At 36.0% G+C, this 25,302-nt stretch carries 27 protein-coding genes; 26 read left to right on the top strand and 1 reads right to left on the bottom strand.

Translation table 11 applies throughout. The features are described 5' to 3' along the window. The first annotated feature begins 175 nt into the window (after positions 1-175). The 15 genes from RYK16_RS06625 (at position 176) to RYK16_RS06695 (ending at position 14,861) form a co-directional block, all read left to right on the top strand. Positions 176-2,353, top strand: coding sequence for a UvrD-helicase domain-containing protein (locus tag RYK16_RS06625; protein WP_314851476.1), 2,178 nt, complete (start codon positions 176-178; stop codon positions 2,351-2,353). A 1-nt stretch (position 2,354) separates the two neighbouring features. After that, a complete protein-coding gene (gene ligA, locus RYK16_RS06630; protein ID WP_314851477.1) occupies positions 2,355-4,334 on the top strand; it encodes an NAD-dependent DNA ligase LigA in 1,980 nt (659 codons plus the stop codon). A gap of 20 nt (positions 4,335-4,354) precedes the next feature. Then, positions 4,355-4,768: an EamA family transporter gene (locus RYK16_RS06635; RefSeq protein ID WP_314851478.1), complete on the top strand. Its 414-nt coding sequence runs from the start codon at positions 4,355-4,357 to the stop codon at positions 4,766-4,768. Positions 4,769-4,907: 139 nt separating this feature from the next. Continuing rightward, entirely contained in the window at positions 4,908-5,204 is a 297-nt protein-coding gene (gene gatC / locus RYK16_RS06640) for an Asp-tRNA(Asn)/Glu-tRNA(Gln) amidotransferase subunit GatC (RefSeq protein ID WP_028077705.1), read from the top strand. Further along, on the top strand, positions 5,204-6,619 hold the full coding sequence (locus RYK16_RS06645; protein ID WP_314851480.1) for an amidase family protein: 1,416 nt from the start codon (positions 5,204-5,206) through the stop codon (positions 6,617-6,619). The genes gatC and RYK16_RS06645 overlap by 1 nt, the downstream gene beginning before the upstream one ends. Continuing rightward, positions 6,619-8,052, top strand: a complete 1,434-nt coding sequence (gene gatB, locus RYK16_RS06650; RefSeq protein WP_314851481.1) for an Asp-tRNA(Asn)/Glu-tRNA(Gln) amidotransferase subunit GatB — start codon at positions 6,619-6,621, stop codon at positions 8,050-8,052. Before RYK16_RS06645 ends, gatB begins: the two co-directional genes overlap by 1 nt. 48 nt (positions 8,053-8,100) lie before the next feature. Beyond that, a complete protein-coding gene (locus RYK16_RS06655) occupies positions 8,101-8,799 on the top strand; it encodes a hypothetical protein (RefSeq protein WP_314851482.1) in 699 nt (232 codons plus the stop codon). Positions 8,800-8,834: 35 nt separating this feature from the next. Further along, positions 8,835-10,235, top strand: coding sequence for a 23S rRNA (uracil(1939)-C(5))-methyltransferase RlmD (rlmD, locus tag RYK16_RS06660; RefSeq protein ID WP_314851483.1), 1,401 nt, complete (start codon positions 8,835-8,837; stop codon positions 10,233-10,235). Positions 10,236-10,411: 176 nt separating this feature from the next. After that, entirely contained in the window at positions 10,412-11,002 is a 591-nt protein-coding gene (locus RYK16_RS06665) for a hypothetical protein (RefSeq protein ID WP_314851484.1), read from the top strand. A 52-nt stretch (positions 11,003-11,054) separates the two neighbouring features. After that, the gene (locus tag RYK16_RS06670) at positions 11,055-11,180 is read left to right on the top strand and encodes a hypothetical protein (RefSeq protein ID WP_314851485.1); all 126 of its coding nucleotides are present in this window, start codon (positions 11,055-11,057) and stop codon (positions 11,178-11,180) included. Between the two features lie 389 nt (positions 11,181-11,569). Further along, positions 11,570-11,920 carry a phage tail tape measure protein gene (locus RYK16_RS06675; protein ID WP_314851486.1) on the top strand — a complete coding sequence of 117 codons (351 nt, stop codon included), beginning with the start codon at positions 11,570-11,572 and terminating at the stop codon, positions 11,918-11,920. Between the two features lie 90 nt (positions 11,921-12,010). Continuing rightward, on the top strand, positions 12,011-12,445 hold the full coding sequence (locus RYK16_RS06680; protein ID WP_314851488.1) for a LytTR family DNA-binding domain-containing protein: 435 nt from the start codon (positions 12,011-12,013) through the stop codon (positions 12,443-12,445). 1 nt (position 12,446) lies between these two features. Next, positions 12,447-12,881 (top strand): DUF3021 family protein, encoded by a 435-nt coding sequence (locus tag RYK16_RS06685; protein WP_314851489.1) that lies wholly within the window; start codon positions 12,447-12,449, stop codon positions 12,879-12,881. A 146-nt stretch (positions 12,882-13,027) separates the two neighbouring features. Then, the gene (locus RYK16_RS06690; RefSeq protein WP_314851491.1) at positions 13,028-13,939 is read left to right on the top strand and encodes an ABC transporter ATP-binding protein; all 912 of its coding nucleotides are present in this window, start codon (positions 13,028-13,030) and stop codon (positions 13,937-13,939) included. Position 13,940: 1 nt separating this feature from the next. Next, complete coding sequence (locus RYK16_RS06695; RefSeq protein WP_314851492.1) at positions 13,941-14,861, top strand: ABC transporter permease; 921 nt, start codon at positions 13,941-13,943, stop codon at positions 14,859-14,861. A 48-nt stretch (positions 14,862-14,909) separates the two neighbouring features. Here the strand turns inward: RYK16_RS06695 and RYK16_RS06700 are convergent, their stop codons facing one another. After that, on the bottom strand, positions 14,910-15,776 hold the full coding sequence (locus RYK16_RS06700) for an AraC family transcriptional regulator (RefSeq protein ID WP_314851493.1): 867 nt from the start codon (positions 15,774-15,776) through the stop codon (positions 14,910-14,912). 114 nt (positions 15,777-15,890) lie between these two features. On the opposite strand from RYK16_RS06700, the gene RYK16_RS06705 reads away from it, so the two are divergent. The 11 genes from RYK16_RS06705 (at position 15,891) to RYK16_RS06755 (ending at position 25,206) form a co-directional block, all read left to right on the top strand. After that, positions 15,891-16,562, top strand: a complete 672-nt coding sequence (locus RYK16_RS06705; protein WP_294208964.1) for a peroxiredoxin — start codon at positions 15,891-15,893, stop codon at positions 16,560-16,562. A 187-nt stretch (positions 16,563-16,749) separates the two neighbouring features. Next, positions 16,750-17,745, top strand: a complete 996-nt coding sequence (locus RYK16_RS06710) for an O-acetyl-ADP-ribose deacetylase (protein WP_314851495.1) — start codon at positions 16,750-16,752, stop codon at positions 17,743-17,745. Positions 17,746-17,833: 88 nt separating this feature from the next. After that, on the top strand, positions 17,834-18,493 hold the full coding sequence (locus tag RYK16_RS06715; RefSeq protein WP_314851496.1) for a hypothetical protein: 660 nt from the start codon (positions 17,834-17,836) through the stop codon (positions 18,491-18,493). Positions 18,494-18,608: 115 nt separating this feature from the next. Further along, positions 18,609-18,935 (top strand): hypothetical protein, encoded by a 327-nt coding sequence (locus RYK16_RS06720; RefSeq protein ID WP_314851498.1) that lies wholly within the window; start codon positions 18,609-18,611, stop codon positions 18,933-18,935. A 100-nt stretch (positions 18,936-19,035) separates the two neighbouring features. Then, positions 19,036-19,479 (top strand): MarR family transcriptional regulator, encoded by a 444-nt coding sequence (locus tag RYK16_RS06725; protein ID WP_314851499.1) that lies wholly within the window; start codon positions 19,036-19,038, stop codon positions 19,477-19,479. Positions 19,480-19,582: 103 nt separating this feature from the next. After that, positions 19,583-20,071 (top strand): isoprenylcysteine carboxylmethyltransferase family protein, encoded by a 489-nt coding sequence (locus RYK16_RS06730; protein ID WP_314851500.1) that lies wholly within the window; start codon positions 19,583-19,585, stop codon positions 20,069-20,071. Then, positions 20,068-20,874 (top strand): class I SAM-dependent methyltransferase, encoded by an 807-nt coding sequence (locus RYK16_RS06735; protein WP_314851501.1) that lies wholly within the window; start codon positions 20,068-20,070, stop codon positions 20,872-20,874. Before RYK16_RS06730 ends, RYK16_RS06735 begins: the two co-directional genes overlap by 4 nt. A gap of 113 nt (positions 20,875-20,987) precedes the next feature. Beyond that, positions 20,988-21,299, top strand: a complete 312-nt coding sequence (locus RYK16_RS06740) for an antibiotic biosynthesis monooxygenase (protein ID WP_314851506.1) — start codon at positions 20,988-20,990, stop codon at positions 21,297-21,299. A gap of 28 nt (positions 21,300-21,327) precedes the next feature. Further along, entirely contained in the window at positions 21,328-22,134 is an 807-nt protein-coding gene (locus RYK16_RS06745; protein ID WP_314851502.1) for a GNAT family N-acetyltransferase, read from the top strand. Between the two features lie 86 nt (positions 22,135-22,220). Beyond that, positions 22,221-23,384, top strand: a complete 1,164-nt coding sequence (locus tag RYK16_RS06750) for a CapA family protein (RefSeq protein ID WP_314851504.1) — start codon at positions 22,221-22,223, stop codon at positions 23,382-23,384. 157 nt (positions 23,385-23,541) lie between these two features. Beyond that, positions 23,542-25,206 carry a diphosphate--fructose-6-phosphate 1-phosphotransferase gene (locus tag RYK16_RS06755; protein ID WP_314851505.1) on the top strand — a complete coding sequence of 555 codons (1,665 nt, stop codon included), beginning with the start codon at positions 23,542-23,544 and terminating at the stop codon, positions 25,204-25,206. The last annotated feature ends 96 nt before the right edge of the window (positions 25,207-25,302 follow it).

Genomic DNA, 25,302 nt, shown 5'->3' on the forward strand with positions numbered 1-25,302 from the left:
CCATGAACTGCACGCTTTCCTTAGGAGTTTCAGAAAAGAAAATAATATATTTACATTGTGCTACAGCCCCTCATTGAGGGTAGTCAATGGTATAATAGAACCTACGGGAAATAGATTCACCGAAATTGTTATTTTGAATCAAAATGAAGTAATGCAGAATGTGGAGTATGTAGCGATGATTGATATAAATAGTTTAAATGAAAACCAAAAAGATGCGGTCTTATCGAAAGAAAAGTACCTCAGAATTATTGCGGGTGCAGGTTCAGGTAAGACGAGAGTTTTAACAATGCGCATTGTGCATTTAATTGAAGATGAAAATGTGTGGCCGACGAAGATTTTGGCAATCACATTTACCAATAAAGCAGCGAATGAAATGAAAGAGCGTGTTCGTAATATGCTTGCTAGTCAGACAAGTGCACCATGGGTAAGTACTATCCACTCCTTATGTGTACGTATTCTACGCGAAGATATTATTGCGATGGGATATCCACGTAACTTTACTATCATGGATACAGAAGACCAAAAGTCTGTACTCAAGGAAGCGTATAAGTTACAAGGAATTGATGCGACAACATATTCCTATAGTTCTATGTTAGACTACATTGCCAATAATAAAACCGCAGATATTACACCAGAAAGAGCGCTTGTTTTGGCTGGTGATTATCATGCGGATAAAGTAAAGGCAGAGATATATGCGTTCTATGACAAGCGTCAAAGAGATTTATATGCATTAGACTTTGATGATTTGATTTTATGGACTGTACGCATGTTTGCGAAATTCCCAGAAATCCTAGAGAAATGGCAAAGACATTTTAACTATATCTTGGTAGATGAGTTCCAGGATATCGATAAAAAACAATACGAATTAATCAACCAATTAACAGGTCCAAATAATAACCTACTTGTAGTAGGTGACCCAGATCAGACAATCTATACATGGCGTGGAGCGGATGTAAATATCATTATGAACTTTGCTAAGGATTATCCACAAGCTAAGACAATCATTCTAAATGAAAACTATCGTTCTGTTGAGGCAATTCTCAATGGTGCAAACTCTGTTATCAAAAATAATAAATATCGTGTGGATAAAGAACTCTTTACCAATCGACATAGCGATGAAAAGATTACCCATTATTCTGCAGCGAGTGATGAATATCAAGCAGCTTGGATTGCAGGTAAGATTTCTAGTTTACATCGTGAAGGTAAGAGTTATCATGACATTGCAATTTTATATCGTTCCAATTACTTGTCTCGTTCCTTAGAAAAAGCACTACTTGATGAAAGAATTCCATACATCATCTATGGTGGTACACGCTTCTATGAACGTCAGGAAGTTAAGGATGCATTATGTTATCTACGTATGGTAACAACGGCGGATGATCTTGCATTACAACGTATTCTCAATCGTCCAAAGCGTGGAATTGGAAATAAGACGATGGATTTGATTGTGGAAACTGCACGAGCAAGAAATACTTCTATGTATGAAGTGTTGAAAGATACTTCTCTATTTAGTGGCAAGATGCTAACAACAATGGAGAACTTCGTAAACATGGTTGAATCATGGCGTAAATGCGCAAATAGTGGTGAGGTAGAAATCTTTAAACTATTTGAACAAATCATTGAAGAAAGTGGCTATCGTGCGATGTTAACGGAAGCCAAGGAACAAGATCGTATTGAAAACCTAAAAGAATTAATCGATGACGTCAAAGAATTCTCTGAGACATATCCAGAGAGTACATTAGATGAATACTTGCAGTTAGTATCCCTCTATGGCGACCGTGAAGAAACACTGGCAAGTGATTTTGTACAGTTAATGACTGTTCATGCGGCTAAGGGGTTGGAATTCGATACTGTTTTTATCTCAGATATGAACGAAGGAATCTTCCCAAATGAAAGAGCAGTAAATGAAAGCCATCGTGGGGTGGAAGAAGAAAGACGTCTAGCGTACGTAGCCTTTACAAGAGCTAGAAATAAACTCTACCTAACAGAAGCAGGTGGATTCTCAATGATTCTTCAACGTGTACGAACGACTTCACGATTTATCGAGGAAATCGATGCAGAATACATTGAACATTTAGGTTCTGGTATGCATGCAGGTAATACACAAAGAGAGGTGCGTTTATCAGAAAGATTATTTGATAATAGTGCTGCATCCTTTACACAACAGATGGCAAAGGCAAAACCTTCAGGATTAAAGAAAGGTGATACAGTCATTCACGCAAAGTTTGGTGAAGGCTTAGTTATCAGTATCAAAAATGAGATTGCGGAAATCGCATTCCCGTATCCATTTGGCGTCAAGAAGGTTGCGGCAGGACATCCAAGTATCAAGAAGAAGACAGATTTAAGGAGTTAACATGAGCGAAGATAAATTAGAACTTATGCGACAGATGGTCGCACAGTTAAATCAAGCAGCTGATGCATACTATGACGGTAAGGCAGAACAGATGACAGACTATGAATGGGATGCCTTATTTGATCGACTGAAAAAATTAGAAGAAGAAACTGGTGTTGTGTTAGAAGACTCTCCAACAATGAAAGTCTCTAGCGACCATACCGCAGGCCAAAAAGAGGCTCATGAATTCTTGGCTTTATCACTTGCGAAAACGAAAAAACCAGAAGAAGTTGAAAAGTGGGCAGAAGGAAAACCGATCTGGATTTCCTGGAAATTAGATGGTTTAACACTTGTTGTGACATATGATAACGGAAAGTTAAGTAAAGTCGTTACCCGTGGAGATGGTCATATTGGTACAAACATTACCCATTTGTCCTCCGCAATCCAAGGAATTCCCCAGACAATCTCTGAAAAGGGACATCTTGTTATCCGTGGTGAAGCAGTGATTTCATACGAAGACTTTAATCAGTTTGTGATGGAGTCTGGCGAAGATTACGCAAACCCAAGAAACCTTGCGTCAGGTTCATTAACCCTAAAAGATATCGAAGAAGTGAAGAAACGTCAGATTCATTGGATTCCATTTACACTTGTTTATACGGAAGAAGAAATTACATCTTGGGGCAAGCGTATGGACTATTTGGAGAAGCTAGGTTTCCAAGTTGTTGAACGTGAGTGTGTAAAACATCCAACACTTGTAAATATCAACGCAGAGATTGACCAGTTTACAAAGAAAGTTACGAACGCAATCAATCCATATCCAGTGGATGGTTTAGTTGTTGTCTATGATGATACAGAATATGCGGCAAGTGGTTCTGTAACAGGGCACCATGCGACTAGAGCCGGTTTTGCGTTTAAGTGGCAAGATGAATCAGTACTATCCAAACTCGAACATATTGAGTGGTCTTGCGCAGCATCTACCATTACACCTGTAGCAGTTTTTGAACCAGTAGAAATTGAAGGTACAACCGTAAAACGTGCATCCCTCTGCAATATTAGTGAATGTAAACGTTTAGGAATTGGTGATGCAGGTAGTGAACTAGAAGTTATTAAGGCAAATAAGATTATTCCAAAGGTCATCAGTGTTAAACAGGCAGTGGGAGAGTTCCATATTCCAGACACTTGTCCTGTTTGTCATAGTGAAACAGTTGTAGATATGAGTGAGCGTGGTACAGAAACCCTCAAGTGTACAAATCCTAGTTGTCCTGCTAAGAAACTAAAGAAATTCAATCGCTTTGTATCAAAGGCAGGTATGGATATCGACGGTATCTCAGAACAAACACTAGCAAGATTCATCAACGAAGGCTGGATTACAAAGAATGGCGACATCTTCCGCTTATCCAAACATCGCGATGAAATAACAGAGCTAGAAGGATTTGGCGAAAAGTCAGCAGCGAATATTATGAATTCCATTGATAAGGCAAGAGAAATTGATGAGGCAAAACTCATCTATGCGCTCAATATTCCTTTGATTGGCAAGGATGTCGCAAAACGATTACTCTCTGTGTATCCATTTAGAGAACTAGTCGATATTGCAAGGAATACAGAGACAACAGAGGTATTTAGTTCCATCGATGGAATCGGACCAGAAAAGTCCAATGCCTTTGTGAGTTGGTGCAAAGATCCAGAAAACATTGCACAACTGGAAGACCTCTTAGATGAAATTACCGTACAACGTTCCAATACAGTCGCAAGTGGTAATCTTTGCGAAGGGCTAACATTTGTTGTGACAGGTGATGTACATCATTACGCAAATCGTAATGAACTAAAGGCCTATATTGAATCACAGGGTGGTAAGGTAACAGGTTCTGTGTCCAAATCAACCAATTATCTAATTAATAACGATGTGACTTCGTCATCATCCAAAAACACAAAAGCAAAACAACTCAACATTCCAATTCTTTCGGAAGAGGAGTTTATTGCACGATTTGTGAAAGAATCATAGAAAAAGGAAAGTGTGTAACAATGTGGTTCATCTTTGCGTTATTATCAGCTGTATTTGCGGCACTTACCTCAATCCTAGCAAAAGTTGGAATTGAAAATGTCAATTCAAACCTTGCGACAGCGATACGAACAATGGTTGTGGTTCTCATGGCATGGGGTATGGTATTTCTAACAAATAGTAGTTCGGGTATTAGTGAAATCAGTAAAAAGAGTTGGATATTTTTGATTTTGTCAGGCTTAGCTACGGGAATATCATGGTTATGTTATTATCGTGCATTACAGTTAGGACAGGCTTCAAAGGTTGTGCCAATTGATAAACTAAGCGTTGTCATCACTTTGGTATTCGCATTTATCTTTTTACACGAACAGTTCACTCTCAAGTCACTAGTTGGCTGTATCTTTATCGCAATAGGAACTTTATTCATGGTCCTATAGCGTAAAAACTTTTACGTCAAGAAATAAAGACATAGAATCTTTAGAAGATTGTATTTATGTCGATGGCAAAAAAGGTGATAACATTGATAAAAACGCTATTTAAGGCTAAAATATATCAGCGAGAAATGAGGTATAAATCATGGTAGAAAACAAAAACAGAGAATACTTCCAAAAGTTAGCGAACCAACTGATGTTTAATCTATCAAACGAAGAGGCAGACGAACTTGTAAGTGAGTTTGGAACGCTTGAACAACAGTTTGCGCTTATGGAAGAAATTAATACAGACGGTGTAGAAGAAATGATTTATCCGTTTGAAGAACCAACAACATACATCCGTCATGATGAGCCAGATCATGTGATCTCTCAAGATGATGCGATGAGAAATGTAACGAAGAAATTGGAAGGACATTTTGTTCTACCAAAGGTGGTGAAGTAATGATTAAAGATATGGTAAATCATCCAGCAGATAGTGCTGCTCGCTGTGAAGAAGCTTACGCAAAAGCACAGGAATTACAGGAGAAACTAAACGCAGTTATCACATTTGTTGATCCAAAGGAACAACTAAGTCAACTACCAGAAGGCGGTTTACTGCATGGTGTTCCAATCGCAATCAAAGATAACGTAAATACAAAGGGAATTCGTACAACTTCAGGTTCACGTATTCTCTCTAACTATTTCCCAATCTATGATGCGACAATCACAAAGAAATTACGTGAAGCAGGTGCGGTATGTATTGCGAAGGCATCCATGGATGAACTTGCGATGGGTGGTACAAACTTAACATGCTTTACAGGTGCAGCACATAACCCATGGGATACACGTCGTATGACAGGTGGATCTTCTGGTGGCTCTGCAGCGCTTGTGGCAGCAGGTGTTGTGCCGATGGCAATCGGTTCAGATACAGGTGACTCTGTAAGAAAACCTGCATCTTATTGTGGTGTTGTTGGTGTAAAACCAACATATGGAAGAATCAGTCGCTACGGTATTATTCCTTACGCATCTTCATTAGACCATGTAGGTTACTTTACAAGATCCGTCGAAGACGCATGCATTACATTAGAAGTATTAGCAGGACGTGATGATTTAGATGTTACTTCATCAAATCGTCCAGTTGAACATTACACAGATGCACTCAATGATAGTATCCAAGGTAAGAAGATTGCGATTCTTGGGAATGTCATCGATAGTGTATCTAATCCAGAAACAGTGAAGCTATTTAATGAACTTGTAGATAAGCTCAAGGCAGCAGGTGCTGTGGTAGATATGTATCACTTTGATGATAAGCTCATGCGTGCAATCTTGCCTACGTACTATACAATCGCTAACTGTGAAGCGGCTTCCAATCACTCTAACCTTGATGGTATTCGTTTCGGTGTGCGTGAAGATGGCGCAGATATGCAAGAAATCATGACAAACTCACGTACAAAGGGCTTTGGGCCTTTGATTCGTAGAAGATTTGTGATTGGATCCTATGGTTTATTTGAAGCTAACCAAGAGCGTATCTTCCGTAAGGCGCAGAAGGTTAGACGCTTGATTGTTAATGCGATGAAAGAATGCTTTAAGGAATATGATTGCATTATTGCTCCAGCCAGTGGCACAATCGCACCATTCATCGATGAAATCAATAACGATGATAAGTTATCAACTGACTACTTAGTAGCAGAAAATTACATGGCAATGGCAAACTTCTCAGGTGACCCATCGATGACAGTCCCAATGGGATTTGAAGAGGGTTGTCCAATTGGTGTAAACCTAACATGCCCAGCATGGCATGAGAGCACAATGTTTACAATTGCAAAGGCAATTGAAGATATCACAGGTTTAAGGGATTTGCAGACGGAGGTGAAATAATGGAATACGAAGCAACCATAGGTATTGAAATTCACTGTCAGTTAAAGACAAACACAAAGATGTTCTCTGGTGCGCCAACTTCCTTTGGACGTAAAGCAAATACTTGTGTTAATGAGATCGACTTAGGTCATCCAGGTACACTTCCATCAGTGAATGTAGAAGCAGTTAAGAAAGCCATTCAAGCATGTACTGCACTACACTTAGAAATTGATCCGCTTGTAAAGTTTGATCGTAAAAACTATTACTATTCAGACTTACCAAAGGGATTCCAGATCACCCAGCAATTCCATCCAATCGGAAGAAATGGATATATTGAAATTAATACGAGTGCTGGTAAGAAGAAGATACGTATCGAACGTATTCACATGGAAGAAGATACAGCAAAGCAGTTCCACTTAACAAAGTTTTCCTTATTAGACTTTAACCGTGCTGGAACTCCACTTATCGAAATCGTATCCTACCCAGATATGAAGACTGGAGAAGAAGCAGAAGCTTACGTTGAAGCACTTCGTCAGACACTATTCTATATCGGCGTATCTGATTGTAAGATGGAAGAAGGCTCCATGCGTTGTGACGTTAACGTCTCTATCGCACCAAAGGGTTCTGATAAGTTAGGTGTTAAAAATGAAATCAAGAACTTAAACTCTATCTCCCATGTCGGTAAAGCTGTAGAGTATGAAATTCAACGTCAGAAGAAACTATTAGAAGCAGGTGAAGTGATTCATCAGGAGACACGTCGTTACGACGAAAAGACAAATACAACTGTCATGATGCGTCGTAAGGAAGGTTCTGTGGATTATAAATTCTTCCCTGAACCAAATATTTTCCCAATACAACTAGATCCTTCTTGGATTCAAGATATTCAAGAACATATGCCAGAACTTCCAGAAGCGAGAAAAGAACGTTATGCAAAACAATACGCATTAAGTGAACATGACATTCGTATTTTAATCGCTGATATGGAAATGTCTAAGTTCTTTGAAGAAGTCATGAAGTATACAACAAACGCAAAGGCTGCGTGCAACTGGCTATTAGGCGAAGTCAGCGCATGGCTTAACAAACATGAAACAAGCATTGAGAAATCTGAATTAAAACCAGAAATGCTTGCCAAGATGATTGCGTTAGTGGACGAAGGAAAAGTATCCTCTGCACAAGCAAAACAATTGTGTGATGACTTGATGCTAGGTAAAGACCCAGAAGTAGCAGCTGAAGAAAAGGGCTTGAAACAAGTTTCCGATAGTTCAGCGTTAACTGCAATGGTTAACGAAGTGCTCGACGCAAATGTACAAGCAATCGAAGATTACAAGAATGGTAAGGGCCGTGCAGTAGGTTTCTTAGTTGGACAAGTCATGAAGAAATCTAAGGGACAGGCTAACCCAGGAATGGTATCTCAAATCTTAGAGGAAGAGCTCAAAAAACGCGTTCATGATTAAGACTGGCGTATTTCTCAGAAAAAGACTACAATAAGTACGGAGAGTAATATGACACAGAAAAACAGAAAACACGGATTAAAACTTGTGCATATTGTATTTACAGTATGCTTGATATTGATTCTTGCACCAGCGATTTACTTTGGTTGGATGCTAGCATCGACATATATGGATTCCCATTCACCAGTATTGGGTAACCGTTATGAAAATGATTTAAATCCTGCAATTACAAAGGATCAGCTAAAGCAAGTAGATGATGCAGTAGGTGCGATTGAAGGTGTAACAGGTCATAGTGTACATCTAGCAACTGGAACTTTACGTGTGTATATCGATTTACCAGATGACACAACATATGATGTGGTACAAGCAGCTTCAGAGAGTGCTTATGCGGCAGTTACATCTGTATTAGATCCAAACGTATACTTTTCACAGGCTAATGATATGAAGATGTATGATTTAGAAATTCATACTTCTAATATCCCAGATGGTCGTGAAGCAGAGTACTTCGTCTATGGTGTATATACAAAGACATCCGCTATGAGTGCGCCACTCTATCAGTTAGTAAGTTATCCAAAGAATCCAGAAATTGCTCAGGCTTTAAGAGATGCAGTAGAAGCTAGAAAAGCAGCAGAAGCTGCAGCAGCTGCTGAAGCAGAAGCTCAAAAGAACCAACAAAACACTGAGAATACTGAAAACAAGGAAAACACAGAATCAACTCAAACACAAGAAACACAACAGACTCAACAATAAGGGATACAACATATCCCTTTTTTAGAATGTAAACGATGATGGAAAAGAACGAGAGATATATCGCAACAGCGACAGGTTATTCAGAAGATGGTGCAGGCGTTACCCGTATTAACGGTATCGTCATTTTTGTGCCAGGTCTTCTAAATGGAGAAGAAGCAGAGATTGGCATCACAAAAATGAAGAAGAACTATGGTTACGGTCGTATTATCAAAATCCTAAAACCATCAATTCATCGCATCGATCCAATCTGTTCTGTTTATAAACAGTGTGGTGGTTGCCAACTACAACACATGGATAGTATCGAACAAAATACGTTCAAAGAAAACAAAGTCGAAGATTGTTTCCATAAGATTGCAGGAATGGATGTCGAAATACAACCAATTATCAAAGTGGAACCACATTGGAATTATCGTAATAAAGTACAAATACCAGTTCAATACAATGACAGTAAGGTAGAAATGGGATTCTATGCTCCACATTCCAATCGTATTGTGCAATATGATGTGTGTCATGTACAAACGGACTTATCAAATGAACTTACAAATTACTTCCGTAAACAATTCGACATGCTTGCATGTGGGAAATATATGCGACATGTATTGATCAAGCATGCACATAATACAGGCGAAGTGATGGTGGCACTTGTGGTAAGAAACTATCCATTTCACAATAGTGATAGCTTAATCAAAGACATCCTAGCAAACTACCCACAAATTAAGAGCCTTGTCGCTATCGTGAATAAACGAGACGATAATGTTATCCTCGATGGTGAAGAAATCTTACTGGCTGGAAGACATTACATCGAAGAAGAGTTACTTGGTTGTACGTTTAGAATCAGTGCTAGATCGTTCTATCAGATTAACCCATACGCAACTCGAGAACTCTATTCTAAAGCAATTGAACTTGCAGGATTGACAGGTAATGAAACGCTCATTGACCTGTATTGTGGTACCGGTACGATGGGTATCATCGCCGCAAAACAAGCCAAGCAAGTATATGGTATTGAGATTGTCACAGACGCAATCCGTGATGCGAATACCAACGCAAAAAATAACAATGTAACAAACATTAAATTCATCAATGCGGACGCATCCGAAGGTGCACAACAAATTATCAAATCAAAGATACAAACAGATGCGATGATTATTGATCCACCACGCAAAGGATGCTCAAAAGATACAATTGACGCTATCGTAACTATCGCACCAAAACGACTAGTCTATGTATCCTGTGATCCAGCAACACTTGCACGTGATGTAAAGATACTCAGTGACAATGGATACAGACTAGAACTCGTACAACCTGTTGATTTATTTCCTCAGACAGTACATGTAGAGACGGTTTGTTTGTTGATTAACCAAAATGCGAAGGCAAAGCATCATGTAAATGTTGGTTTAGATGCTGAGGATTACTACAAAATTAAATCAAATAGATAAAGTTGATTGTAAATTTCTTTGAAGGAGTGGTCATTATGTACTCCTTCATTTTTAAATGATTCAGTGAAGTATGATGATCTAGCAACGTAGGAGGACTTTGATAAGTTCTGACAAATTGTTTTTTATTTAAAAATCTGGTATATTCTTCCTATCTGAACAGAAAGGAGAAACTTATCATGGAAGAGATAATTGAATTTGTTAAAACGTATTGGAATGAGATTCTTACAAATGTAATATCTGCATTAGCATTGTTTTTTGCGATACGAGCAAACTCTATTGCAAAGAAAGCCAACGACGAAGCAAAGAAGGCAAATGTATTTTCAAAAAAATCATTAAGTAGAGATGGATGCTACTTTAATATAAAGATTGATAATATATTGCAAAATGGAAATTCAGATAACAATTCTTATGAAATTTGTACAAAAGATGGAAATTTTAGTATTGAAAATATTACAATATATTGCACAATCACAAATTTTTCATTAAAAACAGCAAGAAATATATCTTTATCTGGAGCAATGAATGATGCACAAAAATTAACTCTTGAACCCAATAAGGAAACAGAGTTTAAAATTTTTGAAACTTGTAATAAAAAGCCAATAAGCCCAGGTGCAGTTTATTATCCATACGAATATATATTAGAATGGGAAGATGGACAAGATAAAAATAGTGCAGAAGTCAAATTTTTTATACAATTCAATAAAGAAAGTTCAAATATAACGAAGATTTTTCTTTGGGACGAGAACTTTGAAATTAAATACAACTAGCTCGTAGAAATCCGAGTTTTTATTATGCAAAATTTTAAGGAGGTAGACGCCAATGGCAAACAGAATCAAAGGTATCACTGTAGAAATTGACGATGATACTACCAAGCTACAAACTACACTTGAGGGCGTTAATGGTCAAATTAAGAATACTCAATCAGCATTGAAAGATGTGGAATGACTTCTTGAGCTTGATCCAACAAACACAAATATTCTTGTTCAAAAACAAAAGCTTTTAACTCAGGATATTGGAGAAACAAAGGAAAAGCTTGCAACTTTAAAAACGGCAGCTGAATAGGCAAATGAACAGTTGCAGAGGGTGGAGATAATCTAAGCACAATATGATACATTACAAAGAGAAATTGCAGAAACCGAAGCTGAATTAAACCGTCTTAAATCTCAGGCATCTAAAACCAATCAGACACTAACTAAAATTGGTGGGGTTGGTGGAAAGCTTGAGAAAATAGGTAACGGAATTACAAATGTAGGGAAGAAGGTAACTGTTGTTTCTACAGCGGTTGCTGTCTTGGTGCTGCATCAGTTAAAACAACTGCTGACTTTGAAGGTTCCATGAGTCAGGTTCAGGTTACTATGGGTATTACGAAAGATTCTATGTCTAAGGTCAATGGAGAATCTGTTAACATAATGGATACTCTAAAAGCTTTAGCAAAAGAAATGGAATCTAAGACAGCGTATTCAGCTAGTGACTGTACCGAGGCACTTAATTACCTTGCTCTTGCGGGATACGATACTCAGCAAATGCGTGATACGCTTTCTACAGTATTAAACTTAGCAGCTGCAGGAGGTATTCATCTTGCATCAGCATCATACATGGTAACTGATACTATGTCTGCTTTGGGCATGGAAGTATCTGATGTGGATAAGATGGTTGATCAGATGGCCAAAACTGCATCAAGCTGACCACCATTCGTTAGATTCTTGGTCTAATTTTTGAGGTCAGTATAGTATAGAAACTGATTTTTGTATAGTTTTTTGATAGGTGGTGACATCGTGAAGGTTGAAATCAAAAAAGTAAATTCATATGATGATGAACATGCTGAAGTAAGTGTCGTTGAAGTGACGGATACAATTCAAAGTGCAATCGATACACTTGAGAATAACTGTCGTGTTATAGCAGCGCGTTATAATGGTCAGACTGTCATGTGTCAGATTGATAAAATTTATTATATTGAATCTATAGATAAGAGAACATATATCTATACGAAGGATAATACTCTTGAAGTTTCATATCGATTATATGAACTTGAAAGTGAATTGACTCGTAATTTCTTCAGGGCCGCAAAGGCAATGATTATCAACATTCGAAAGATCAAATCTGTTAAATCTGAAATTAACGGCAGGATGACAGCAGAACTTTTGAATGGAGAACAAGTTATCATCGCAAGAAGTTATGTAAAAGAATTAAAGGAAAGGCTAGGAATCTAAAATGCAAAAAGCAAAAATTATTTTTCATCAAACGGTTATGATTTCCGCTGCTATTCTTTTTGGAATTGGAATACAGATGATTCTTCAACATTATATCTCAGGTGCAGAGTCATTAACTTTAAGCTGGAATGTTCCTATTTCGATATGTTTAACAGGATTTTTGTGTTCACTTCCAACTTATTTTCTCTTAGATTTAGATAGTTTGAAGAAGAATGTAATGTGGATGAGAATAGTAATACATTTTATATCAGTTGGTGGAATTGTAGTTCTATGTGGTTATCTTTTTGACTGGTATGGAAACTTGTTTGATGTACGTAAGATTGTTGTTTTGTACAGTATTATCTATGTATTTATATGGTTTGTTACTGCATGGATTGCGAAGTCAGATGAGATAAAAATCAATACGGCAATTAAAGATATACAAGATTCAGAATAAGAATTGAATTATAAAAATAGATGATTTTAAAGGAAAAGTGCAACTCAGTAGCCTGTATATGCAGGTTGGTAGAGAAGCACTTTTTTTATTCTTTCATGGTGATAAGATGCTTTCAGAAAGAAAAAGATTTAGGAGGAGTTATTACTATGAATGCAATTACAGTAAAAAACTTAACAAAGAAATATGATAAGACAACTGCAGTAGACCATATCTCATTTGAAGTAAAAGAAGGAGAGTTCTTCGCCTTTCTTGGTGAGAATGGTGCAGGTAAATCTACCACGATTAATATGCTATGTACAATCTTCGATAAAACAGAAGGAGATGTACAGATATTTGATTATACGTTAGGAAAAGATGATGATAAGATTCGCGAGAATATAGGTATTGTCTTCCAGAATTCGGTTCTAGATGGAAAACTAACTGTAAAAGAAAATCTTCTTACGAGAGCTTCCTACTATGGTATTAGTAAACAAGAAATTATGGAACGTTTAAATCCATTGATGCATGCTTTTGAATTAGAGAGTATTTGGAATCGTAATTATGAGAAATTATCTGGGGGGCAACGAAGAAGAATTGATATTATACGAGCACTTCTACATGATCCTAAGATTCTATTCCTGGATGAGCCAACAACTGGACTCGATCCTATGTCTAGAAAAGTAGTATGGGAGTATATTGACTATCTTCGTAAGGAAAAGCACATGACAATATTCCTTACAACACACTACATGGAAGAAGTCAGAGATGCGGATAAAGTAGTAATTCTAGATAAAGGTCATATCGTCGCAAATGATACTCCGGCAGGTTTAAAGAATAAGTATACAAATACAAAACTCATCTGGTATACAGAACAAAACAGTGAAAATGAAAAGTTAATTAGTGACTTTGCATACAGATATGAAGTTGATCACTATATCGTGAAGTTAGAATCGCAAAATGAATTTAATTTAACAGAATTTTTATATCAAAATCGTCATCAAATTACGGATTATGAAATCGTAAAAGGAAGTATGGATGATGTATTCCTGAACTTAACAGGTAGAAAGCTTGGTGCATAACATGAGAGGTTTTTTAGGACTAACAAAAAGAAATTTATTACTATTTTTTAAGGATAAACAATCTATTATTTTTTCCTTATTAACATCAATGATCGTACTGGCATTGTATCTACTATTCTTAAAAGATACATTTATAAATGCGATGGATAGTGCAATAAATCAATTCCCTGGTTTATCTTCACTTATTGATAAGAATGATAAAGACATGTTTGCAAATCTAATCCTTTTAACGGGTATTCTAGGTTCTGCTATGATTACAGTTCCATATAACTGTTTAATTACCCTTGTAAAAGATCGAGAAAATAAAGTGGATTATGACATTCTCGCAACACCCCTGAAAAGAGGACAGATTATCTTCTCGTACTTTATCTCTGCGGCATTATCTTCAGTGATTCTGACAAGTATGATACTTGCGATTGGGCTTGGAGTGATTGGTGTGCAAGGAGATATCTATCTTGGGATTGGTGAGATTTTAAAGGCATTTGGTGTTGTAGCACTTGGATCTATCTCTGCAACTTCAATCTTTATGATAGTAGTTTTATTCTTCAAATCTGTTAGTGCTAGCGGAGCTTTCTTTGGAATGTTATCTGCAGCTTCTGGATTTATTATTGGTGCATATATTCCTATCTCACAGTTCTCTGAAGCTGTACAAACTGTATGTAATATCTTCCCGGCAAGTCAGATTACAATTGTGTTAAGAAATGTCTTGATTAATGGGTTACTAGAGCATATGAACACATCATTGAATGGAGTTGAACAGGGAATGTTTGTGACAAGCATCAAAGAACTATTTTCATTTAAAGCATGGTTGTTTGATGGCTATTTAGATATGACACAGATGCTGGTATACATTACAGTATCAATCATTGTATCTATCGTTATACAAATGATTATCTATTCTAGAACATATAAAAAAGCATAATAAAAAATAACCTAGATTATTTATCTAGGTTATTTTTTAGTTGTGGGATTAGGAGATAGATGGACTTTTCCATCCACTTTTTCTATAGCTAAGTGGTGTACATCCATACTCTCTTAGAAAGAGTCGATTGAAATAGCTTTGATCAAAGAAACCACAGCTCTGTGCAATTTCAGAAACACTGTTTGTAGTAGAACGTAGTAAATGAAGACTGATTTCTAAGCGGTGTTTATTTAAGAAATTCATTGGGGATAGATGAGCATATTTCTTAAAGATCTTTGCACACTGGCTACGACTTACATTACCTGCGTGAGCAATGTCATCTAAAATAATTTCTTCGTTAAAGTGATTATATATATATTCAATCATTTTTTGTTGGATAAATGCGTTATTTTCCATCGGTGGCTTTTTAGGCTCGTTAACATATGTCAGATATATTTCATGGAATAAAAGATGCAGTAGAGCGATTAATCGTAACTCATAACCACTCGGTAAGGTATGCAGGAGTTCGTCAATATCTGTAATTAATTCCGCAATCTTAGCTGCTGCACCGCTATTTCCATCAAAACTAATATGTGAGAAAGAGTTATCCTCTATCATAGGTTTGAGATATTTTTGATAGATGAGTGGATTTTGCATTAGAAGACTAACACCAACATTTAATACTTTATAAGCACATCTAGCCTCACCATTTGCACAGATTCTATGCATTTGTTTATGGTTAATCAGACAAACATCTCCTGCCCGAAGTTCAAAGTTATCTTCTCCTGCCGAACATATTACAGTTCCACTATTTATGACGATAATTTCAATATTATCGTGTAAATGAAGTATTTCACTATGCATTTCGCGCAAAGCTACATTTTCAAGTTCTACCTGTACGGGTAAACTCTCATTTTGAAAAATAATCGTATCCATAGAATTTCCTCCTATTTTTGTCGCAAATAATACAATGATTAATATAAATTATAGCAGATAATATTATTAATCAAAGATACATGTTCAAAAAATATATGAAAGGAGAATTTGAATATGGAAGAAATTAGAGAAAGAATGCCTTTGATAGGAGAAGATGCTCCTGCGTTTAAGGCGATTACAACACAGGGGGAGATTAACTTCCCTGAAGACTACAAAGGAAAATGGGTAATTCTATTTTCACATCCAGCAGACTTTACACCAGTATGTACAACAGAGTTTATGACATTTGCTTCAATGATTGATGAATTCAAGGCAATTAATACTGAATTGGTTGGTCTTTCAGTTGATTCACTCTATGCACACATCGCATGGTTACGTAGAATCCAAGAACTTGAATGGAAGGATATGAAGCATGTGAATGTTACTTTCCCTCTGATTGAAGATATCCGTATGGAAGTTGCTAACAAATATGGCATGATTCAGCCAAATGCTTCTAATACACAAGCAGTTCGTGCAGTATTTGTAATTGACCCAAACGGTAAGATTCGTACAATTTTATACTACCCACTATCAACTGGAAGAAACTTTGATGAAATTAAGAGAATTATTCTCGCACTTCAAAAAGCAGATTCAGACCATTGCGCTACACCTGCAGACTGGCGTCCAGGTGATGATGTAATTGTTCCAACAGCTGGAAGTTGTGGTACTGCTAGAGAACGTATGGAAAATCAATCAGAAGATCAATACTGCTTAGATTGGTTCCTATGCTTCAAGAAGAGTAAGTAAAAAATAGGTGTAAACAGAGTCATGTTATAAATACATGACTCTTTTTTATGAATGTAATGAATTTCGTATTTTAAAGAAGTACACTGATAAATGATATTTGTAAAGTTTTATACAAAACAATATGAAGTGAAGTAGAATATAAGAAAGTTTATATGCACAAATGTTTTTATTAACAGGGAGGTTTCTTATGCCTTTGCAAATTGTTCGAAATGATATTACAAAAATGAAGGTTGATGCAATTGTCAATGCTGCAAACAATTCTCTTTTAGGTGGAGGTGGAGTAGATGGTTGTATTCATCGTGCTGCTGGACCTGAATTACTTGCGGAATGTAAGTTGCTAAATGGGTGTGAAACAGGTGCTGCTAAAATTACCAAAGGGTATCAATTACCATGCACGTATGTTATCCATACGGTAGGGCCACGTTGGATTGATGGAAGTCATAATGAAAAAAAATTACTTGAATCATGTTATATAGCTTCTCTAAATCTTGCAAATGAATACGGTTGTAAATCTATAGCATTCCCACTTATATCTTCTGGAATTTATGGGTATCCAAAAGCGCAAGCATTAAGAGTTGCAGTTGAACAGATTAGAAAGTTTCTTTTAGATAATGAGATGATGGTATATCTTGTGATATTTGATCGTAAATCATATGAAATAGGGGATAAATTATATTCTGATATCAAATCATACATTGATGATCAATATGTAGATGAACATTCTGATTCTTTATTTTTGCAAAGAGCTAGATTTGTAGAGTTTGAGCATGCATGTTTAAAAGAAGAGTCAGTACCATTAAGTTCTGCTGAACAGAAATCAATAACGGAGTGGCTTAATGATATTGATGAAAGCTTTTCAGAAATGTTATTAAGAAAAATTGACGAGAGTGGTATGAGTGATGCGGAGTGTTACAAGAAAGCAAATATCGATAGAAAACTCTTTTCAAAGATTCGTTCTGATAAATTATATAAGCCGTCTAAACCTACAGTTATTGCATTCGCTTTAGCACTAGAATTATCGTTAGAGGAAATGCAAAACATGCTTGCAAAGGCTGGGTTTGCATTATCACATTCTAGTAAGTTTGATTTGATTATCGAATACTTTGTGAAACAGGGTAATTATAATGTCTATGAAATCAATGAAGCATTATTTGCGTTTGACCAAAGTTTAATTGGTGGATAAAAAATGTCGCTTTGTAAGCGACCATTACATCAAAAAATATAGATACACTTAAGTCATACAAAAGGTAATCACCTTAGGAGGTAAGTGTATGAAAAAGAATTTAACAGAACTAGTATTTATTTTGGATCGTAGTGGATCGATGCATGGATTAGAGAACGATACAATTGGTGGCTTTAATGCAATGATTGAAAAACAGAAGAAAGAGGAAGGGGAAGCCCTGATTTCCACAATACTGTTTGATCACAAAAGTAAAGTGATTCACGATAGAGTCGATGTAAAAGAAATATTTCCAATGACAGAGAAAGATTATGTTACAGGAGGATCTACAGCACTCCTAGATGCAGTAGGTAATGCGATTTGCCATATTATGAATATTCATAAATATGCGCGTAAAGAAGATATTCCAGAGCATACGATGTTTGTCATCACAACGGATGGCATGGAAAATTCTAGTCATAGCTATGATTATGGCAAGGTAAGACAACTAATAGAATTACAAAAAGAAAAGTATGGCTGGGAGTTTATATTCTTGGGTGCCAATATTGATGCTGTTAATGTCGCAAGTTATATGGGTATTGATGAAAGTAGAGCAGTTAATTTCAACTGTGATAGTGCAGGTACTGCATTAAATTATGAGGTTATTGGTGAAGTAATTGGTACATTAAGAAAATGTAACTTTGTGAATGAGAATTGGAAAGAACGCATCGATGAAGATTTTCATAAGCGTAGTAAATCTCATAATAAATAATATTGATTAAGGGTGGAGTATAAAATCTCTGCCGTTTATTATGAAAAAATAGTATATTATATTTAGATATATTCATTGGATTTCTGGAATACAGTCTGATAGGAGGGTTATAGATATGGATAATCTAATATGGCTGAGTATAATGATTCCTTCAAGTCTTCTATGTACATGCATTGGAATATACGCATGGAACAGAAAGAAACCTATGTGGTTTTGGGCGGGTGATACAGTCCATGAAGAGGATATTACAGATGTTCGTGCATATAACCATGCAAATGGAATAATGTGGATTGTGTTTTCTTTGCCTCTTTGGCTAGGTACAATTGTAGGTTTAAATGATATGAAAATGGGTGGTAATATAATTCTGTTTGATAGTACCATTGGATTATTACTGTTAATACTAACGTATATAAATATTTATAAAAAATATAAAAAGTCGTAGATTTGCAAAAAATATTAATAAAAAGAAGTTTCAAAGCTTTTTTTTATTTACGCATTTTATATCTATTGACGATATACATAGCGTGCTATAAAATTTTCTCATGACAAGAAAAATAGATTGCGGTGAGTATATACACTGGATCAGTGATGTGTTAGAGAAGCGGACTGAATTATTATTGGCAAAGGGAGGTTTAACATTATCTCAACTGATGGTTATTGAATCTTTCCACCATAGTAAAGATGGATATCAAACCGTGCAAGATATCCAAAATGCACTGCATGTTGCACAACCTACGGCCAGTGGACTTGTAAAGCGTATGGAGAAAAAGGGTTTATTAAAACGCATTGATTCTAAGGATAAACGTGAAAAGGTGATTACTCTTACAGATGAGGGATATGCGGCAATCACGAATGCTAGAAAAGGAATGATATCAACAGAATCTATCTTGCTATCTAGCTTGAGTGAAGAAGAAGGCAAACAGTTCCATTCTCTATTAGATAAAGTTTGGAATTCCTTGGATAAAGATCTTTCAAGGAAAAAATAATATCTATACCTTTAATTAATATTGAAACGTACTGATGAGAAGTGCTAAAATTCTAGTTAGATATAACTAACTAGAATTTTTTAATTATTGGAGGATGGAAAATATGAAAAAGAATCATCTACCAATCTTGGGTGTTGGACCAATGTATGTCATCACTATTATTTTGATGACAGTCATCAGTATCATTCTTTCTACCACAAGAATGATTCCTATCATTACATTTACTAATATACGATTGATATTTGTACTAATTGGTATTTTATGTTTCATTATTGGAATCACTCTATGGTTGAAGGCTGTTATTATTGACCGACTTGATGCACATATCATAAAGAATGAATTGGTAACTACTGGTGTCTATGCATACGTAAGAAATCCAGTGTATAGTGCGTTCATGTTTGTGTGCACAGGGGTTTTATTGATTTACGGAAATCTAGTGTTGTTAGTATTGCCAATCATCTACTGGGGGTTTATGACTGTATTAATGAAGTTAACGGAAGAAAAATGGTTAGAAGATTTATATGGAAAAGAGTATGTCCAATATCGACAACGCGTAAACCGTTGTATTCCATGGAAAGGGAAAGAGTTATGAATGATACAAGTTCCTTACAAGGAGTAGAAGATACATTGTACATTCCTTTATATGCGAGAATATATGCATCTAAGAGATTCCCTAATTATTTCTATGATGAAAAAGCGTTATTACTTGAGAACCATATCTCTCTAAAGAAAATTGCACAGAATACATTTGAGTATTTCAATATGGCTAGTGTTTGTAGACAGCAGATGATTGATAAAAAGATTATTTCATTTTTAGAAAACAACCATGCATGCAATGTTGTGTTTTTAGGTGCAGGTTTAGAAACAGCATATTTCCGCATCAGAAATAATATTTCTAACTTCTATGAAGTAGATTTGGAACATGTAATTGCAGTGAGAGAAAAACTTCTTGGTCATGGTAAAAATGAGATACTCATTGATTGTGATATGTTCTCGATGAAGTGGGCTGAATACTTAGATACCTCTAAACATACATTGATTGTTTTAGCAGGTGTATTTCAATATTTTACAAAAGATAAAATTATTCATTTTATTCATCAAATACAAAAAAGAATTCCAAAATGTGAAATGGTATTTGATGCGACAGATAGTATTGGATTAAAGCGTGCAAATATATTTGTTAGAAGAACTGGAAATATGAATGCAGAGATGTATTTTGCGGTAGATAATCCATGTGAATTCGCAAAAGATACAAACACGAAGCCAGTAAATGTGAGTGGATTCTTTGCAGATGCTTTGAAACAATGCAGAGGATTAAAACTGATATCCAAGATTGTGATGTTTTTTTCAGATAGATTAAAACGAACTATGGTAATTCACTTACGTTTAAATTAGTAGATATTATAAAAAGTATTTCAGTTCTGAAATGCTTTTTATAATATGGGAAGTTTAGGTATAATGATTGTAATGAATTCAAGAGAGGATACATAGTAAGTATTACAATCAATATTTACTATACAGGTATCAATGGAAATGCAAGAAAGTTTGCTAATGAGATGGAATCTAGTGGATTAACAAAGAAGATTCGTGAAGAAAATGGAAACTTACGCTATGAATATTTCTATCCTGCAAATGATGATGAAACGGTATTGTTAATTGATTCTTGGAAGGATCAAGAATCAATTGATTTTCATCACACATCGCCAATGATGTTAGAGATTGCGAAGTTGCGTGATAAATATGATTTACACATGCGTGTTGAAAGATATATTTCGGATGATACAAACGAAAATGTTGATCATGAATTCATTAGAAAATAGAGATCTATAAAAGAAAGGTACCAAAAAAATGTTGGAAGAAATTACTTCTTTGGATAGTTATGAAGCATTCATCAATGAAATATGTAGTGATGAAAACTATGTAGATCCGCATTATCTGTATGATAATAACAATCTGTATGGTGCTTTTGAGAAAAAAGACCAATATGTATATGCAAATATTGATGGTGGTAATACGGATGGGATATTCGTATTACTGATTTTACCAACCGAAAAATATATTGAAATGATCATTGGTATATCAAAGTCTAAACATGCATACAATAAGCTGTTTCAATATTTGGAGAAAAATTACAAAAGATATCGTTGCGACTTTGTTATAAATCCTAAGAATGTCTTGCTCAAGAATATACTCATTTCAAAAGATGCAAAATTTGAAAGTGAACAGCAACGTATGATTGCTAGATTTCCATCGCATAAACAATATCCGTTAGATATACAACTCTATACTGAACAGTGGAAACAGGCATATATTGATATGCACGTTAAGGAAACTTACTGGACAGCAGAGAAGGTGTTATCTGCATTTGATCGTTTTAGAGTATTCTTGGCAATCAATCACGAACAACTAATTGGATATTTAGATGTTACATATACATATAAACAAAATGAACCGTATAGTTTATTTATTTTACCTGAGTATCAAAACTTAGGGTATGAACAAGCACTCTTATCAAAAGCCATTCAAATGAATGGAACAAATACAATGATGACCTTAGTGGATGTAAACGCGAAGGAAGAAATTAAAATCTATGAAGAAGCAGGCTTTGAGGTAATCAAAGGGCATAATAGTATCTTTGCAACAATTACAATTTGAGATGAACAATCTGTTAATGATGGATTAGAATTGAAAGTGAACTAAACTTATACTATGATGTCAAAGATAAGTAACGTGGTGATGAGATGAAAAAGAAGAGTTCATTTGTATTTACAGGTGATATTGGCTTTGATAAATACATGGATAAAAAATGGGAAGATAGACATCTGATTACAGATGGCGTTTTGCGCTTTTTGCATAGTGGTGACCATGTTGTGGCAAATGTGGAAGGGGCACTCATTGACTTGCCACCACAGGATGATACATCTGGTGTTAAACAACTCATTCATGCAATGAATCCAAAGGCAATTAAAGTATTGAATAACATGCATGCAGATGTGTGGAGTTTATGTAACAATCATATCTTAGATGCTGGTGAAGAAGGCGTAGCACAAACTTTAAAACTTGCTAAAGAGAATCACGTTCAAACAGTTGGGGCAGGAATGAATATTGAAGAAGCTGCTAGACCTTTATTATTTGATGAAGCTGGTGGGATTGGTTTATTCAGTGTTGGATATCGTCGAGGCTGCAAACCGGCTGATACGAATCGAGCTGGATGTCTTCTTTGGAATGATATGGAGCGCATTCAGAAAAACATTGATGAAATCAAAAAGACTTGCCGTTGGTGTGTAATTGTTTGCCATGGTGGTGAGGAGTTTACATCATTACCTTCTTCTTATACAAGAGACCGTTATCATCGATTCTTAGAGATGGGTGCAGATATTGTGGTAGCGCATCATCCGCATGTACCAATGAATTATGAGACTGTAGGGGAAAAAGTAATTTTCTATTCCCTTGGAAATTTTATCTTTGATACAGATTATCAACGTGCACAATACAATACAGAGCATGGTATCTTAGTTAAAATCAACTTTACTGAAAAGAAGTTTACTTGGGATGCTTGCGGTATTCGTATCAATCGCGAGTTAGAACATGTGCGTACTGCAAAATTGCCTGATATCTTTGTGGATGTGCAAGAAGAAGAGTATAGAAACTTAGAAGCACTTGCGGCTAAGATGATGGTTTCTGCGTATAAACGACAGTTGGTTTACTTGAATCCAAAAGAATATCAAAATGCAAATGAACAAAAATGGGAAGAAAACTTCTTGAATCCTAAACGTAGTGGACGTGTAGAAGGAGAAGCATTAGACTTTCAAATTATCTATCCACTTGCCAAAACGGCTGAAGATGGAAAGTGGAAGAAGAGTAAACTAACAAAAGTTGTAAGGTATATTCAAAAGCAAATATAAATCTTTAAGACATCGCGTAATAGCGATGTTTTATATCAGTATTCAATTTTTAAAATCATGCTCGAATCCCAAGAAAACAAGCAAATCTTCTGTATGTTTATTTCAAAAAAGTTGTGGTATTCTAGTAATGAGGTTTAAATCGAAAAGGAGTAAAAATATGACAGATTTATCACCACTACAAAAAGCTAGATATCAGTATGCACCAAAGCTTCCAAAGATGCTAAGAAACGGTATCTCTGAGATTTCAGTTTTGGAAGGGGAAGAGACAACAAGCGTTGCTGATCAGGAAAAGATCAAGGCTTTATTCCCAAATACTTATGGTAAGAAGGAAATCACATTCCAAAAGGGACAGAATACATCCGTAGCGAAGAAACAGGTTGTAGGTGTTATCCTTTCTGGTGGACAGGCACCTGGTGGACACAACGTAGTGTGCGGTCTATACGATGCTTTAAAGGCAACTAATCCAGAAAATGTATTATATGGATTTAAGAAGGGTCCAAGTGGATTACTTGAAGATGATTATTTAATTTTCGATGATGCTTATATCGATCAGTATAGAAATACTGGTGGATTTGATATCATCGGTTCTGGTAGAACAAAACTTGAAACAGAAGAGCAGTTTGCAGTTGCGGCTGAAGTTTGTAAGAAGCACGGTATCACAGCGATTGTTATTATCGGTGGTGATGACTCTAATACAAACGCTGCTGTTTTAGCTGAGTACTTCGCAGCTCATGATGCTGGTGTACAGGTAATTGGTTGCCCTAAGACAATCGATGGTGACTTAAAGAATGAAGATATTGAATGTTCATTCGGTTTCGATACAGCTACTAAGACATATAGTGAAGTTATCGGTAACATTGAAAGAGATGCTAACTCTGCTAAGAAGTACTGGCATTTCGTTAAGGTAATGGGACGTTCCGCTTCTCATGTTGCTTTGGAATGTGCATTACAGACACAACCAAACGTTTGCTTGATTTCTGAAGAAGTTGCGGAAAAGAAGATGTCCTTATCACAGATTGCAGACTATATCGCTGATTCTGTAGAAGCTAGAGCTGCTAAGGGTATGAACTTCGGTGTAGCAATTATCCCTGAAGGTGTTGTTGAATTCGTTCCAGAGTTCTCTGCATTAATCGCTGAAATCAACGAATTACTTGCTGGTAGTAAGGCAGAAACATTCAATGCTTTACCAAACTGGAAAGAAAAGTATGCATTTATTGAAAAAGGATTATCTCAGGAAGCAATGGCAGTATTCGCAATTCTTCCAGAAGGAATCCAGCAGCAGTTATTCTTAGAAAGAGACCCACACGGAAACGTACAGGTATCTCTCATTGAATCTGAGAAGTTATTCTCTGCTATCGTGAAAGCTAAGTTAGAAGAGAGAAAGGCTGCAGGTACTTACAAGGGTAAGTTTAATGCATTACACCACTTCTTCGGTTATGAAGGAAGATGTGCATTCCCATCTAACTTCGATGCAGACTACTGCTATTCATTAGGTTACAATGCATTCATGTTAATCCAATATGGTTACAATGGATATCTATCAAAGGTTTCTAACCTATCTAAGTCAGCTGATGAATGGGTAGCTGGTGGTATGCCAATCACAAAGATGATGAACATCGAAAGAAGACATGGTGAAGATAAGCCGGTAATCAGAAAGGCTCTTGTTGAACTCGATGGTAAGCCATTCAAGTTCTTCGAAGCACACAGAGAACAGTGGGCTAAGGAAACATGCTACACATACCCAGGTGCGATTCAGTACTATGGACCAGCTGAGGTTTGTGATTTAACAACTAGAACACTAGCTCTTGAAAAGGGTGAATAATTAAAACTCTAAAACACAGTAAGTCGTTTACTGTGTTTTTCTTGGTAATTTAAAATAGCGTGGGGTTTTCAAAAAACACGCAATAAAATCCCATGG

It is taken from the genome of uncultured Solobacterium sp. (genome assembly GCF_963550625.1).
Classification (GTDB): domain Bacteria; phylum Bacillota_I; class Bacilli_A; order Erysipelotrichales; family Erysipelotrichaceae; genus Bulleidia.

Excerpts from the sequence above, each read along its gene's own strand:
- RYK16_RS06625 (WP_314851476.1), top strand. The coding sequence starts at position 176 with ATGATTGATATAAATAGTTTAAATGAAAACCAAAAAGATGCGGTCTTA.
- ligA (WP_314851477.1), top strand. The coding sequence starts at position 2,355 with ATGAGCGAAGATAAATTAGAACTTATGCGACAGATGGTCGCACAGTTA.
- RYK16_RS06635 (WP_314851478.1), top strand. The coding sequence starts at position 4,355 with ATGTGGTTCATCTTTGCGTTATTATCAGCTGTATTTGCGGCACTTACC.
- gatC (WP_028077705.1), top strand. The coding sequence starts at position 4,908 with ATGGTAGAAAACAAAAACAGAGAATACTTCCAAAAGTTAGCGAACCAA.
- RYK16_RS06645 (WP_314851480.1), top strand. The coding sequence starts at position 5,204 with ATGATTAAAGATATGGTAAATCATCCAGCAGATAGTGCTGCTCGCTGT.
- gatB (WP_314851481.1), top strand. The coding sequence starts at position 6,619 with ATGGAATACGAAGCAACCATAGGTATTGAAATTCACTGTCAGTTAAAG.
- RYK16_RS06655 (WP_314851482.1), top strand. The coding sequence starts at position 8,101 with ATGACACAGAAAAACAGAAAACACGGATTAAAACTTGTGCATATTGTA.
- rlmD (WP_314851483.1), top strand. The coding sequence starts at position 8,835 with ATGATGGAAAAGAACGAGAGATATATCGCAACAGCGACAGGTTATTCA.
- RYK16_RS06665 (WP_314851484.1), top strand. The coding sequence starts at position 10,412 with ATGGAAGAGATAATTGAATTTGTTAAAACGTATTGGAATGAGATTCTT.
- RYK16_RS06670 (WP_314851485.1), top strand. The coding sequence starts at position 11,055 with ATGGCAAACAGAATCAAAGGTATCACTGTAGAAATTGACGATGATACT.
- RYK16_RS06675 (WP_314851486.1), top strand. The coding sequence starts at position 11,570 with ATGAGTCAGGTTCAGGTTACTATGGGTATTACGAAAGATTCTATGTCT.
- RYK16_RS06685 (WP_314851489.1), top strand. The coding sequence starts at position 12,447 with ATGCAAAAAGCAAAAATTATTTTTCATCAAACGGTTATGATTTCCGCT.
- RYK16_RS06690 (WP_314851491.1), top strand. The coding sequence starts at position 13,028 with ATGAATGCAATTACAGTAAAAAACTTAACAAAGAAATATGATAAGACA.
- RYK16_RS06695 (WP_314851492.1), top strand. The coding sequence starts at position 13,941 with ATGAGAGGTTTTTTAGGACTAACAAAAAGAAATTTATTACTATTTTTT.
- RYK16_RS06700 (WP_314851493.1), bottom strand. The coding sequence starts at position 15,776 with ATGGATACGATTATTTTTCAAAATGAGAGTTTACCCGTACAGGTAGAA.
- RYK16_RS06705 (WP_294208964.1), top strand. The coding sequence starts at position 15,891 with ATGGAAGAAATTAGAGAAAGAATGCCTTTGATAGGAGAAGATGCTCCT.
- RYK16_RS06710 (WP_314851495.1), top strand. The coding sequence starts at position 16,750 with ATGCCTTTGCAAATTGTTCGAAATGATATTACAAAAATGAAGGTTGAT.
- RYK16_RS06715 (WP_314851496.1), top strand. The coding sequence starts at position 17,834 with ATGAAAAAGAATTTAACAGAACTAGTATTTATTTTGGATCGTAGTGGA.
- RYK16_RS06720 (WP_314851498.1), top strand. The coding sequence starts at position 18,609 with ATGGATAATCTAATATGGCTGAGTATAATGATTCCTTCAAGTCTTCTA.
- RYK16_RS06725 (WP_314851499.1), top strand. The coding sequence starts at position 19,036 with ATGACAAGAAAAATAGATTGCGGTGAGTATATACACTGGATCAGTGAT.
- RYK16_RS06730 (WP_314851500.1), top strand. The coding sequence starts at position 19,583 with ATGAAAAAGAATCATCTACCAATCTTGGGTGTTGGACCAATGTATGTC.
- RYK16_RS06735 (WP_314851501.1), top strand. The coding sequence starts at position 20,068 with ATGAATGATACAAGTTCCTTACAAGGAGTAGAAGATACATTGTACATT.
- RYK16_RS06745 (WP_314851502.1), top strand. The coding sequence starts at position 21,328 with ATGTTGGAAGAAATTACTTCTTTGGATAGTTATGAAGCATTCATCAAT.
- RYK16_RS06750 (WP_314851504.1), top strand. The coding sequence starts at position 22,221 with ATGAAAAAGAAGAGTTCATTTGTATTTACAGGTGATATTGGCTTTGAT.
- RYK16_RS06755 (WP_314851505.1), top strand. The coding sequence starts at position 23,542 with ATGACAGATTTATCACCACTACAAAAAGCTAGATATCAGTATGCACCA.